Genomic DNA, 14,211 nt, shown 5'->3' on the forward strand with positions numbered 1-14,211 from the left:
AACAAATAATTAAAATAAGTTTCTACTTCTTTTTAGCAACTCTTTTAGTTGTTGTTTTTTTAGCAGTAGTCTTCTTTTTTGCTGGCGTTTTCCTTTTTGTTGCTTTTTTCTTGGGTGCTTTGGCTTCTATCATTTTTTCTGCTTCGGCCTTGGTAAGCTTCTCTATTTCTGTTGTTTTAGGTAATTCTATTTTAATTTTACCTTTTAAAACATTAAAACGCCCCCATCTAGCTTTTTCTACACGAATACCAACATCTTCCCAATTATGGATAACTTTATCTATTTCTTTCTGTTTTTTAACTTCTATTAACTCTATAATATCATCATCAGAAAGATTATCAAAATCATATTTTTTATTTACGTTGATAAACATATTGTTCCATTTTATAAATGGCCCAAAACGTCCAACTCCTTTTTGTACAGGTAAATCTTCGTAATGATAAATTGGCGCATCTGCTTTTTGTTTTGCAACAATTAATTCTTCTGCTCTAGGCAAATCAACCTCCATTGGGTTTTCTCCTTTTGCTAAAGAAACAAATATTTTACCAAAGCGAATGTAAGGTCCAAAACGACCATTAGAAACAATTACTTCTTCTCCCTGAAAAGTACCTAAGGTTTTTGGAAGCAAGAATAATTCTAATGCTTCTTCTAAAGTAATTGTACCTAAATGCTGATCTTTATTTAAGCTTGCAAATTGTTTTTCTTCGTCTTCTGGCGCTCCTATCTGTGCAATTGGTCCGAATTTACCTAAACGAACTAAAACTGTTTTACCAGATTCTGGATGCTTACCTAAAATACGCTCACCACTTTCTCTTTCTGCATTTTCTTTAACATCTTCTACATTGTCATGAAACTTATTATAGAAACCTTTTATCATTTCTATCCAATCTTCATCTCCTTCAGAAATATCATCAAAAGAAGATTCTACTCTTGCTGTAAAACCAAAATCTAAAATATTAGAAAAGTTTGCAACTAAAAAGTCATTTACAATATTACCAATATCAGTAGGTATTAATTTATTTTTATCCGATCCTGTTTTTTCCGTTAAAGTGTTACTTTTTAAAACACCTTCAGATAAAACCATTTGTTCATAATCTCTTTCTACACCCTCGTTTTGCCCTTTTTCTATATAACCTCTTCTTTGAACTGTAGAAATTGTTGGTGCATAAGTAGACGGACGACCAATACCTAATTCTTCTAATTGCTTTACCAAAGATGCTTCTGTAAAACGATAAGGCGGACTTGTAAATCTTTGTGTTGCATTAATAAACACATAATTTAAAGCTTCTCCCTTCTTTAAATTTGGCAACATCCCTGTTTGCTCTTCATCTTCATTATCATTACCCTCTAAATACACTTTTAAGAAACCATCAAACTTAATCATTTCACCATTTGCTGTAAAAATTTTAGCGTTTTTAGAGTTGGCTATTTTAAAATTAGTTCTTTCTAATTGAGCATCGCTCATTTGAGATGCTAATGTTCTTTTCCAAATTAGATCGTATAATCTATTTTGATCATATTCTGTATCTATAGAATGAGCTTTCATGTTTGTTGGTCTAATAGCTTCGTGGGCCTCTTGAGCTCCTTTTGCTTTAGATTTAAAAACACGTTGTTTACTATATTCTTTTCCGTAATAGTTTGTAATTTCTTCTTCGGCAGCATTTCTTGCATCTACAGATAAGTTTACACTATCTGTTCTCATGTAAGTAATTAAACCGGCTTCATACAAACGTTGTGCAACTTGCATTGTTTTTGCAACCGGAAACCCTAGTTTTCTTGAGGCTTCTTGTTGTAATGTTGATGTTGTAAATGGTGCTGCTGGCGATTTTTTTGCTGGTTTTTTTGTTAAATCTGCAATAGAAAAATCGGCATCTGTACAAGATTTTAAAAATGTTTCGGCAGATTTTTTAGAATCGAAATTTTTAGGAATTGTTGCTTTAAATGTTTTTCCATCTACATTAGAAAACTCTGCAGTTACTTTATAGTGTGTTTCTGCTTTAAATTCTTGAATACTTCTTTCTCTTTCTACAATTAAACGCACAGCTACAGATTGTACTCTACCTGCAGATAAACCCCCTTTTACTTTACGCCATAAAACAGGTGATAATTCGTACCCAACAAGCCTATCTAAAACTCTACGTGCTTGTTGTGCATTAACCATATTATAGTCTATATCTCTAGGATTTTCAACTGCTTTTAAAATTGCATTTTTAGTAATTTCATGAAAAACAATACGTTTTGTGTTTTCATCAGCTAAACTTAATTGTTCTTTTAAGTGCCATGCAATAGCTTCTCCCTCTCGATCCTCATCACTTGCTAACCAAACAGTTTCTGCTTTTTTAGCTAAAGTTTTTAATTTTTTTACAACGGGTTTTTTATCGTCTGAAACTATATATTTCGGACTAAAATCCCCGTCTACATCAATCCCTAATTCTTTGGATGGTAAGTCTGCTATGTGACCATAACTAGATTCTACCTGAAACTCTTTTCCAAGAAATTTCTCGATGGTTTTTGCTTTTGCTGGTGACTCTACTATTACTAAATTTTTTGCCATTTATCTTTCTTTTATAGCTAAAACGCCTTAAAAACGTACATTTTTAGATTGCAAAAGTAGTCAGTTTTTTGTTAAAAAAAATTTTTTCGTCAATTTTCAGTCAATAATTTATTGAAATACCATATTATTTTTCTGCCAATTTGTCACAAAAAATCAAATTTGGTTGTATCTTTGCACACCTTCAAATGATAAATTGAGAGATGGAACAAGTAGAAAAAATCATAAACGAAAAAATACAAGGTAAAGCTCTTGTAACCGAAAATAAAAAAGAAAATTCTAAAAAATTATTCATAGAAAGCTATGGTTGTCAAATGAATATGAATGACAGCGAAATTGTTGCTGCTATTTTAGATAAACAAGGTTATAATACAACTCAAGTTTTAGAAGAAGCAGATTTAGTTCTTGTAAATACTTGTTCTATTAGAGAAAAAGCCGAAACAACTGTTCGTAAAAGATTACAAAAATACAATAGAGTAAAACAGCAATCTAATAAGAAGATGAAAGTTGGTGTTTTAGGTTGTATGGCAGAACGTTTAAAAGAAAAATTTTTAGAGGAAGAAAAAATTGTTGATTTAGTTGTTGGTCCAGATGCCTATAAAGATCTACCAAATTTACTAGAAGAAGTAAATGATGGTAGAGACGCTGTTAATGTAATTTTATCTAAAGAAGAAACTTATGGAGATATTGCTCCAGTTCGTTTAAACTCTAATGGTGTATCTGCTTTTGTTTCTATAACAAGAGGATGTGATAATATGTGTACCTTTTGTGTGGTACCTTTTACACGTGGACGCGAAAGAAGTAGAGATCCTAAAAGTATTTTAGAAGAAATACAATCTATGGTAGATAAAAACTATAAAGAAATTACTTTATTAGGTCAAAATGTAGATAGCTTTCTTTGGTATGGTGGCGGATTAAAAAAAGACTTTAATAAGGCTTCTGAAATGGCACAAGCTACTGCTGTTAATTTTGCACAATTATTAGATATGTGCGCTACTAAATTTCCAAAAACTAGGTTCCGTTTTTCTACATCTAATCCGCAAGACATGAGCTTAGATGTAATTTACACTATGGCAAAACACAAAAACATTTGTAAATACATTCACTTACCAGTACAAAGTGGAAGTAATGCCATGTTAAAAGCTATGAATAGACAACATACAAGAGAAGAATATATGGAATTGGTAGATAATATCTATAAAATTATTCCAGAAATGGCTTTATCTCAAGATATGATTGTTGGTTTTTGTAACGAAACAGAACAAGATCATCAAGATACTTTAGAGTTAATGAAATATGTAAAATACGATTTTGGTTTTATGTTTGCTTACTCAGAAAGACCAGGAACTTTGGCTGGTAAAAAAATGGATGACAACATACCAAATGAAGTTAAGAAACGTAGATTACAAGAAGTTATCAATTTACAACAAGAACACTCTTTATACAGAACACAACAACATTTAGGAAAAATAGAAGAATTTTTAATTGAAGGTACTTCTAAGAAAAATCCTAATGAATGGAAAGGAAGAAACTCACAAAACACAGTTGCCGTTTTTGCTAAAGGTGAATATAAATTAGGTGATTTTGTAATGGTAAAAATAGATGATTGTACATCTGCTACATTAAAAGGTACTGTTATTGGGTATTCTGATAATAATTAAAAACATGCCATTCTTAATTTTATAAAAGAGGATAAAATTATTGTGGGTAAAAAAATTCAAAATTAAAAAGAGACAAGATGTGTTGTTTCGTTTAATTTAAAAAGTAAAAGAAATGAGTATTTCCCCTTCGGGGGAATTAAATGGGCTATATGGAAAACTTACAAGCAATAAAACAACGTTTCGGAATTATTGGTAACGATATTCAACTAAACAGAGCTTTAGAAAAAGCTGTGAGAGTTGCACCTACAGATATTTCCGTTTTAGTTACCGGAGAAAGTGGTGTTGGTAAAGAAAGTATTCCTAAAATTATACATTCTTTATCTCATAGAAAACATGCAAAATACATAGCAGTAAACTGTGGTGCAATACCAGAAGGTACAATAGATAGTGAACTTTTTGGGCATGAAAAAGGGTCTTTTACAGGTGCAACACAAGACAGAAAAGGTTATTTTGAAGTTGCAGATGGAGGAACTATTTTTTTAGATGAAGTAGGAGAACTTCCTTTAACTACACAAGTACGTTTGTTACGTGTTTTAGAAAACGGAGAATTTATTAAAGTTGGTTCTTCTAAAGTATTAAAAACAAATGTTAGAATTGTAGCTGCAACTAACGTAAACATGCAAGCTGCTATCCAAAAAGATAAATTTAGAGAAGATTTATATTACAGGTTAAGTACTATAGAAATTAATTTACCTGCATTAAGAGATCGTAACGAAGATATTCATTTATTATTTAGAAAATTTGCTTCAGATTTTGCTCAAAAATATAGAATGCCATCTATCCGTTTAGATGAAAATGCTGTAAATCTATTATTAAACTATCATTTTCCAGGTAATATTCGTCAACTTAAAAATTTAGCAGAACAAATTTCTGTTATAGAAGAAGATAGAATTATTTCTGCAATTAAACTACAACAGTATTTACCTAATAACAAAGGTAATTTACCAGCTGTTGTTGGCGCTAAAAAAGAAAATGATTTTTCTACAGAGCGAGATATCATGTATAAGATTTTATTTGATATGCGTAACGATATTAACGATTTAAAGAAGTTAACTTTAGATTTAATGAAGAATGGAAATGTAGAAGAAGTTCAGCAAGAAAATCATCACTTGTTAGAAAAAATTTACAGCGACAAAGAATTAAGGGAAAGTGATATAGAAGTTTTAAACATTCCTAAAAACCATTCTACAGAAAAAGATTATGATTTTATTGAGACTATTGAAGAAGACGAATCTCTATCTTTACAAGACAAAGAGATAGAAATGATAAAAAAATCTCTAGAAAAAAATAGTAATAAACGTAAATTAGCTGCCAAAGAACTCGGTATTTCAGAAAGAACTCTATATCGAAAAATTAAGCAATACGATTTATAAAAAACCTTATAATTATAAAGTAAGTTTGTTTTTTATAAACTTATCTAAAAAAGTAATTTTTTATGAAAAAAATATTTTACATCGCATCCTTTTTTATAAGTCTTTTGTTTTTTATAGCTTGCGGTGCCTACTCTTTTACTGGAGGAAGTACAGGAGACGCTAAAACATTACAAATAGATTTTTTTCCTAATCAAGCTGCATTAGTAGAGCCAAGTTTAAGTCAAACTTTCACACAAGAATTAATAGACTTATTTACTCGTCAAACAAACTTAACAACTGTAAAATCTAATGGAGATTTATACTTTAGCGGAGAAATAACAAACTATAGAGTAACACCAATGAGTGCTACATCAGACCAAACAGCCGCACAAAACAGATTAACAATAACTGTTAATGTTAGGTTTGAAAATAAATTAGTAGAAAAAGATAATTTTGAAAAACAATTTTCTTTTTACTCAGATTTTGCAGCAGATGCACAACTTACTGGTAGTGTTTTAGACGCTGCTTTAGAAGAAATTATAGAAAGACTAACACAAGATATTTTTAATGCTTCGGTTGCTAAATGGTAGTATCAAAATTTATAGAAATCTTAGAAAACAATCAAAACATTCATCAATTAGAAACTGCTGAATTAAAATCTATTATTAATAAATTCCCTTATTTTCAAGCGGCTAGAGCTCTTTATTTAAAAGGATTAAAAAATCAAGATAGCTTTAAATATAATAATGAACTAAAAACTACAGCTTCTTACACTGCAGACAGAACTGTTTTGTTTAATTATATTACTGCCAGTAATTTTAATAACGAAGAAAAAAATATTCATCAACTTGTTTCAGATAAAATAACAAAAGTAACAGTTACAGAAAAACAAACTGAAACGACTAAAGTTACTGAACCTTCTTCTGAAAAAACGACAAATGAAATTACAAAAGTTGATGAAATAAAAGAAGAGTTAGAAATAGGAAAACCAATTTCTTTTTCATCATCAGAAAATTACTCGTTTAGTGAATGGTTACAACTTTCTACCAAAAAACCTATTGTTAGAGAAACTAAAGAAAAAATAGAAAAACCAACTATAAAAGAAATACTTATAGATAAATTTATAGAAAATAACCCAAAAATAAAACCTTTAGCAAAAGACAAAACCATAGTTGCTACAGTAGAAAAAAACAAACCAGATTCTTTGTTAATGACAGAAACATTGGCTAAAGTGTACTTAGAGCAAAAGAAGTATGATAATGCAATACAAGCTAATAGAATTTTAAGTTTGAAATATCCGGAAAAAAGTGGTTACTTTGCAGACCAAATAAAAAGAATACAAATTTTACAAAAAAATAAATCATGAGTTATACAGCTTTTCTAATACTAATTCTAATTGTAGCTTTAGCTTTAATATTAATGGTAATGGTACAAAACCCTAAAGGAGGAGGTTTATCTTCTTCATTTGGCGGTGGTGGAGCACAATCTTTAGGAGGTGTACAAAACACTAATAACTTTTTAGACAAATCTACTTGGACTTTAGCTATTGCTATGTTTGCCTTAATTTTATTAGCAAATTTTGCAATTCCTAGAAGTGGAGACGGAATTCAATTAGACAACACTTTAGAAGGTATAGAAACTACAACACCTGTAGAGCAACCTGTAACAAATACAAACGATAGCTTATAATAACTATCCGTTTTTATCTATTATAAAAAATGCCAACGAAAATGACACGTTGGCATTTTTTTATGTCCAAAAATTAACAATAAAATCAATCAAAGAAAAATTGTCAGTTATAATTTAATGGCACAATTTCTGACAAATTATAAAACGTAAAAAATAATTTAATTAATCAAAATTTATAAAAAATGGGATTAAACATTAAACCTTTAGCAGACAGAGTTCTTGTAGAACCTGCTCCAGCAGAAACAAAAACAGCGTCTGGATTAATTATACCAGATAATGCAAAAGAAAAACCACAAAAAGGAACCGTTGTTGCCGTTGGAAACGGAAAGAAAGACGAACCTTTAACTGTTAAAGTTGGTGACACCGTTTTATATGGTAAATACGGTGGTACAGATCTAAAATTAGATGGCGTAGATTATTTAATGATGCGTGAATCTGATATTTTAGCAATCGTTTAAAAACTATTTACTGTTGGTTTTTTAATCACCTGTAAAAATTAAAAATAAGTTTAGAATAATATTTTTTAACTAAAATCATATTAATTTCTAATTAAAAACATATTAATTTCTAATTAAAAACAAAATTAAAAAATGGCAAAAGATATAAAATTTGATATTGAAGCAAGAGACGGGTTAAAACGTGGAGTTGATGCTTTAGCAAATGCAGTAAAAGTAACATTAGGGCCAAAGGGTAGAAACGTAATTATTTCTAAATCTTTTGGTGCACCAACTGTAACTAAAGATGGTGTTTCTGTTGCAAAAGAAGTAGAATTAGAAAACGAGCTAGAAAACATGGGAGCTCAAATGGTAAAAGAGGTTGCTTCTAAAACCAACGATTTAGCTGGTGACGGAACAACAACTGCAACCGTTTTAGCACAAGCAATAGTTAAAGAAGGTTTAAAAAATGTTGCTGCTGGTGCTAACCCAATGGATTTAAAAAGAGGGATAGACAAAGCTGTTACGGCAATTGTTTCTGATTTAGAAAAACAAACTGAAAAAGTTGGTAATTCATCAGAAAAAATACAACAAGTAGCCTCTATTTCTGCTAATAATGATGCTATTATTGGAGACTTAATTGCTACTGCTTTTAGTAAAGTGGGTAAAGAAGGGGTTATTACTGTAGAAGAAGCTAAAGGTACAGATACTTATGTAGATGTTGTAGAAGGTATGCAGTTTGATAGAGGATATTTATCTCCTTATTTTGTTACCGATGCAGATAAAATGATTGCAGATTTAGAAAATCCGTATGTTTTATTATTCGACAAAAAGATTTCTAATTTACAAGAAATTTTACCAATATTAGAACCAGTTTCTCAATCTGGTAGACCTTTATTAATTATTGCTGAAGATGTAGATGGACAAGCATTAGCTACTTTAGTTGTAAATAAATTAAGAGGTGGTTTAAAAATTGCTGCTGTTAAAGCTCCTGGTTTTGGAGACAGAAGAAAAGCTATGTTAGAAGACATCGCTATTTTAACAGGCGGAACAGTAATCTCTGAAGAAAGAGGTTTTTCTTTAGAAAACGCAACTTTAGATTTATTAGGTACTGCAGAAAGCATTACAATAGATAAAGATAACACAACAATTGTTAATGGTTCTGGTGATGCAGATACTATTAAAGCAAGAGTTAGTCAAATTAAATCTCAAATAGAATCTACAACATCAGATTACGATAAAGAAAAGCTACAAGAGCGTTTAGCTAAATTAGCTGGTGGTGTTGCTGTTTTATATGTTGGTGCTGCTTCTGAAGTAGAAATGAAAGAGAAAAAAGATAGAGTTGATGATGCTTTACACGCTACAAGAGCTGCTGTAGAAGAAGGTATTGTTGCCGGTGGAGGTGTTGCTTTAGTGCGTGCTAAAAAAGTTTTAGAAAAATTAACTACAGAAAATTTAGATGAAACTACTGGTATACAAATTGTAAACAAAGCTATTGAGGCTCCTTTAAGAACTATTGTAGAAAATGCTGGTGGAGAAGGTTCTGTTGTAATAAACAAAGTTTTAGAAGGTAAAAAAGACTTTGGTTACGATGCTAAATCAGATCAATATGTAAACATGTTAGATGCGGGAATTATAGATCCTAAAAAAGTAACTCGTGTTGCTTTAGAAAATGCTGCTTCTGTAGCTGGTATGATTCTTACTACAGAATGTGCTTTAATTGATATTAAAGAAGATAATCCTGCTGCAGGAATGCCTCCAATGGGTGGTGGAATGCCAGGAATGATGTAATATCTTGTATTACATTATTATTTTTTAAATCTCAGGCTAAATATTTAGTCTGAGATTTTTTTATTTTATTACTTCTGTCATGATTCTAAATATTGCTTTAAAAGTTAATATCGATTTTAAAGTATAATGACGCAGTTTAAAAAACATTTTTAGAAAGTCTTATTACAAATAAATCATCATCAAAAACACTTATAATCATTTATTTTAAAAAAGTAAAAAGAACTTATATGTAATGTTATATTTCTAAAAAAGAATCCCTCTAAACCGTTTTAAATATTTAATATAAAAAGAAAGGCCATCAAATATTTGATGACCTTTTTATAACCTTTAAACTTATAAATATTACTAATCTACTAAAACTTTCTTATTATAAGATCCTTTACTACTACTAACTTTTACGATATACACTCCTGTTGGTAAATATTCTTTAACATCAAATTCATGATAATTTTTTTGCTCATCATCTATTTCCCAAATACCTACCTGTTTTCCTAAAACATTATACAATTGAACAGTGTTTACAATTAAATTATCTTGTTTAGTTAAAACTAATTTATTGTTGGTGTTATCTGCATAAATATTTAAAGTAGTGTTACTTATAAGATCATCATCTAAACCTAATACAGAATCTTCTTTAAACCCTAGTACAAATCTATCTGAATAAACACCAGTATCTAATGTTAATGTAATTATATTATTTACTACTTGATAAGATACTCCTGTTAACTTATCTTTAATGTATACATTTTCTGGCACATTTTGCATTTCATCAATTGTCAGAGTTATATCCCCTGAATAATCCATTACTATTTCTAATGGAATCTCTAGGTCTTCTGATATTTCTTGTACTCCTAAAATGGCATATTTCATTTCATCATTAGGTAATTTCCAGTAAATATCTGTTTTCCCTGTATCAAATACTTCTGCATCGAATCCTTTATTAAACTCAAATGAGTTACCTTCTTTAAAAGAAATTCCTAACTGACGGTGTAACATTAACTCTTCTTCATTTTTATAACTAAATCCTAATTTAATAATTGGCAATAACGTAGATTCATCTTTTGCTGCTGTTTTACCTATTGTCTCTTCTGTTTTAAAGAATACTGATTCTGTTCCCTCTGTAATATATTCTCTTTGACTATTGTTAAATTCTACATCTCCACCATTACTATCCCCAACAACCATAAAGCCTTGTGCTACAGCAACGTAAGGGCCTGGAGTTGTATATGTACCACCACCAATACCAGAAGTGCCATTATTGTCATTACTTGTATTGTCTGGGCTATTAGCTGCTAATCCCATAGCTCTATTTCTAACTCCATAACCTCCAATATAGCCTGCAAAAATATGTCCATCAATTCCTTCTCCTTCTCCAATAGCACTTTGATGATGCTCCCAGAAATATAGAGAACCTGTTATTGAATTAATATTATCTTCTATAAATTTATTTACATTTAAAGCAGATACATATGGATTTCCTATTAAATATTCTTGATCTCCTGTAAGAGCTAATGGAGTATTGAATTCACCATCATTTGGAGACCCCATAAGCGTATAGTTTTGTGGTCTACCAGGTCCTTTAAATATAAAACCTTCTCCACTTCCTATAACTCCAGATTTTCTAGCCTGAAACCAATTAGAATACCCCGCAGTACTAGGTGCAAATGTATAAATCCAATAATCTGCCAAACTAATAGGAGTTGTTGTATCTCCATCATAACCTCCAACCCAAGTAATATCTCTTGCAACACCTGTTTCTGTGTTGTTAATTTCTCCACCATATGTTAATCGGTTTGTACCATCTTTAAAAATAGCTTCTACAGTATATTCTGGAGAGGAAGCGTCTGGTACAACAGGAGAACTCATATAGTTGTATCTATATAAACTTGGTACTTCTGAATTTTGATCTATCAATAACTTTCCTGAACCTGTAACTTGGTTTAAAGAGCTATGTGTTTGTACTAATTGTGCTTTATTAGTGTCATCTGTACTTACTAATCTTATTTCTCCATCTAACACAATATTGTTTGTTACAACTAATAAACTATCTGTAATTGCTAATTTTTTATCTGTATTTACAGTTAATTTTCTTGCACTAAACCTACTTCCTATATGATTATAATCATTATCAATCACCACAAAACGAGATCTATCTGGAAATCCATTAGACCAAACATCACCACTTTCTCTTGTTGTTATGTCTATTCTATGTAACCCTAATTGTGAATTTGCTTCTGAATTAGAACTTACTATTTCTGAAATTAATGGATCGTGTGGATGTCTTTCTGGACTTCCATTCTCTAAAGTTCTATAAGGATCTAAAGCATCATCTATAAAAACTACCCACTCACTAGGTGTATAATTTTCATTTGGTGCTAATGTTTCGTCTATTCTTACATAAGAAGTTTTGTTTGAAAAAGATTCTATAACATCATACCTATTTTCATAAGAAGTCGCATCTGTTGTTCTAGATAACGTAATTATATCATCCGCTCCTTCTATATTGGTTAAATTTACATTAGTTACAACAACAGCATTATTATTAATATTGGTTATACTATTTGTACCGTTTCCTATTATTACTGACTGACCTACTGCTAATTCTGATGAAACTGTGTATGTTACATCTGGTAAAATACCTGTTTGATCTCCTGTTTTAGAATTGTACAGTTGAATATTAATTAAATTGGCAGCAATACTATTTGTTGTACTAATATTTGTTACCTCTATCCATCGCTCATTTTCAAATTGGTATACCTGTGTAATCATAGCAACTCCATCTACTGTAGTATCTCTATAATCTAAATTCCCCATTGTTGTTACATCATTATCTAAATCTCCAAATGAATTTACTAAAGAATTGATATCTGTAATAATACTAGGATCTAAACCGTCATTAACTGTATGTCCATTTGCTGTAGAATCATCATTATCATCAAAAACATCTAATAAACCATCACCATCTGAATCACCTGCAGAAGCTACGTTTGTATCTCCGTTTTCTCTAATATCTGGAATACTATCTCCATCTGAATCTGAATCTAAATAATCTGGAATTTCATCTGAATCTGTGTCCTCAACATCTAAACCAATAATAGTTCCGTTTTCATAATTATCATCAACTCCATTATTATTAGCATCTGTAATATTTATACCAGAACCAGAAGGCGCAATATAACCAACTGTTGGTTGCCCCTCTATATTATCTGGTATACCATCATTATCAGCATCGATATCTAAGAAATTTAAATAACCATCTAAATCTGAATCTCCATTTGGATATGAATTAGGGGCTCCATTATTATCAGTATCTGCTCCTGTTGTAATCAATACATTATTTGTATTTTCTGAGGTTCCGTCATTTCCTACATCACCATCAACTAGATCATTAAATCCGTCATTATCGCTATCCGCATAATTGTCGGCCACCCCATCTCTATCATCATCAGTTCCTCCAGCTTCTACAACATCTAATATTCCATCATTGTCTGAATCTAAATCTAATTGATTTAAGATACCGTCTCCATCAAAATCTCCATTTGGATATGTATCTGGGGTTCCATCTCCATTACCATCTGCGCCTGTTAAAATTAATGCATCAGCTGTATTTGCTCCTGCTGTATCAACACCTGTATCTAATACATTTCCTACATCTCCATCTACTACATCATTAAATCCATCGCCATCGGTATCTGCATAATTGTCGGCTCTACCATCTCCATTTGCATCAGTTCCGCCTGCTTCTACAACATCTGCAATTCCATCATTATCCGCATCTAAATCTAAATGATCTAAAACACCATCGCCATCGGTATCGCCGTTTGGATATGCATCTGGGATTCCATCTCCATTACCATCTGCGCCTGTTAAAATTAATGCATCAGTTGTATTTGCTCCTGCTGTATCAACACCTGTATCTAATACATTTGTTGGATCTCCATCTACTACATCATTAAATCCATCGCCATCGGTATCTGCATAATTGTCTGCTCTACCATCTCCATTTGAATCAGTTCCGCCTGCTTCTACAACATCTGCAATTCCATCATTATCCGCATCTAAATCTAAATGATCTAAAACACCATCGCCATCAGTATCGCCGTTTGAATATGCATCTGGGGTTCCATCTCCATTGTCATCTGTTCCTGTTAAAATTAATGCATCAGCTGTATTTGCTCCTGCTGTATCTACACCTGCATCTAATGTATTTGTTGGATCTCCATCTACTACATCATTAAATCCATCGCCATCGGTATCTGCATAATTGTCGGCTCTACCATCTCCATTTGCATCAGTTCCGCCTGCTTCTACAACATCTGCAATTCCATCATTATCCGCATCTAAATCTAAATGATCTAAAACACCATCGCCATCAGTATCGCCGTTTGAATATGCTTCTGGGGTTCCATCTCCATTGTCATCTGCGCCTGTTAAAATTAAAGCATTGTTAGTATTAAATCCAGAACCGTCATAACCAGTATCTAATACATTTGTTGGATCTCCATCTACTACATCATTAAATCCATCGCCATCGGTATCTGCATAATTGTCGGCTCTACCATCTCCATTTGCATCAGTTCCGCCTACTTCTACAACATCTGCAATTCCATCATTATCGGCATCTAAATCTAAATAATCTAAAACACCATCACCATCGGTATCGCCGTTTAGATATGCATCTGGGGTTCCATCTCCATTACCATCTGTTCCTGTTAAAATTAATGCATCAGCTG

At 31.3% G+C, this 14,211-nt stretch carries 9 protein-coding genes; 7 read left to right on the forward strand and 2 right to left on the reverse strand.

What is annotated here, in order from left to right:
• Positions 1–22: 22 nt before the first annotated feature.
• Positions 23–2,554 (reverse strand): type I DNA topoisomerase, encoded by a 2,532-nt coding sequence (topA, locus tag KI686_RS07545; RefSeq protein WP_237588663.1) that lies wholly within the window; start codon positions 2,552–2,554, stop codon positions 23–25.
• A 200-nt stretch (positions 2,555–2,754) separates the two neighbouring features.
• Here topA and miaB point away from each other — a divergent pair, with 200 nt between their 5' ends.
• From miaB to groL, 7 genes are all read left to right on the forward strand, one after another.
• Positions 2,755–4,212 carry a tRNA (N6-isopentenyl adenosine(37)-C2)-methylthiotransferase MiaB gene (gene miaB / locus KI686_RS07550; protein ID WP_237588664.1) on the forward strand — a complete coding sequence of 486 codons (1,458 nt, stop codon included), beginning with the start codon at positions 2,755–2,757 and terminating at the stop codon, positions 4,210–4,212.
• Between the two features lie 149 nt (positions 4,213–4,361).
• Complete coding sequence (locus KI686_RS07555; RefSeq protein WP_237588665.1) at positions 4,362–5,585, forward strand: sigma 54-interacting transcriptional regulator; 1,224 nt, start codon at positions 4,362–4,364, stop codon at positions 5,583–5,585.
• Between the two features lie 62 nt (positions 5,586–5,647).
• Entirely contained in the window at positions 5,648–6,154 is a 507-nt protein-coding gene (locus KI686_RS07560) for an LptE family protein (RefSeq protein ID WP_237588666.1), read from the forward strand.
• Positions 6,148–6,930, forward strand: a complete 783-nt coding sequence (locus KI686_RS07565) for a DUF8458 domain-containing protein (protein WP_237588667.1) — start codon at positions 6,148–6,150, stop codon at positions 6,928–6,930. Before KI686_RS07560 ends, KI686_RS07565 begins: the two co-directional genes overlap by 7 nt.
• A complete protein-coding gene (gene secG / locus KI686_RS07570; RefSeq protein WP_237588668.1) occupies positions 6,927–7,253 on the forward strand; it encodes a preprotein translocase subunit SecG in 327 nt (108 codons plus the stop codon). The genes KI686_RS07565 and secG overlap by 4 nt, the downstream gene beginning before the upstream one ends.
• A gap of 182 nt (positions 7,254–7,435) precedes the next feature.
• Positions 7,436–7,711: a co-chaperone GroES gene (locus tag KI686_RS07575; RefSeq protein ID WP_237588669.1), complete on the forward strand. Its 276-nt coding sequence runs from the start codon at positions 7,436–7,438 to the stop codon at positions 7,709–7,711.
• Between the two features lie 132 nt (positions 7,712–7,843).
• Positions 7,844–9,478 (forward strand): chaperonin GroEL, encoded by a 1,635-nt coding sequence (gene groL / locus KI686_RS07580; RefSeq protein ID WP_237588670.1) that lies wholly within the window; start codon positions 7,844–7,846, stop codon positions 9,476–9,478.
• Positions 9,479–9,823: 345 nt separating this feature from the next.
• Here the strand turns inward: groL and KI686_RS07585 are convergent.
• A partial coding sequence (locus tag KI686_RS07585; protein WP_237588671.1) for a DUF8693 domain-containing protein occupies positions 9,824–14,211 on the reverse strand: 4,388 nt, incomplete at its 5' end.

The organism is Polaribacter sargassicola, from assembly GCF_021991835.1.
Lineage (GTDB): Bacteria > Bacteroidota > Bacteroidia > Flavobacteriales > Flavobacteriaceae > Polaribacter > Polaribacter sargassicola.

What these genes read in the sequence shown, in the direction of transcription:
- topA (WP_237588663.1), bottom strand. Translation starts at nt 2,554, where the DNA reads ATGGCAAAAAATTTAGTAATAGTAGAGTCACCAGCAAAAGCAAAAACC.
- miaB (WP_237588664.1), top strand. Translation starts at nt 2,755, where the DNA reads ATGGAACAAGTAGAAAAAATCATAAACGAAAAAATACAAGGTAAAGCT.
- KI686_RS07555 (WP_237588665.1), top strand. Translation starts at nt 4,362, where the DNA reads ATGGAAAACTTACAAGCAATAAAACAACGTTTCGGAATTATTGGTAAC.
- KI686_RS07560 (WP_237588666.1), top strand. Translation starts at nt 5,648, where the DNA reads ATGAAAAAAATATTTTACATCGCATCCTTTTTTATAAGTCTTTTGTTT.
- KI686_RS07565 (WP_237588667.1), top strand. Translation starts at nt 6,148, where the DNA reads ATGGTAGTATCAAAATTTATAGAAATCTTAGAAAACAATCAAAACATT.
- secG (WP_237588668.1), top strand. Translation starts at nt 6,927, where the DNA reads ATGAGTTATACAGCTTTTCTAATACTAATTCTAATTGTAGCTTTAGCT.
- KI686_RS07575 (WP_237588669.1), top strand. Translation starts at nt 7,436, where the DNA reads ATGGGATTAAACATTAAACCTTTAGCAGACAGAGTTCTTGTAGAACCT.
- groL (WP_237588670.1), top strand. Translation starts at nt 7,844, where the DNA reads ATGGCAAAAGATATAAAATTTGATATTGAAGCAAGAGACGGGTTAAAA.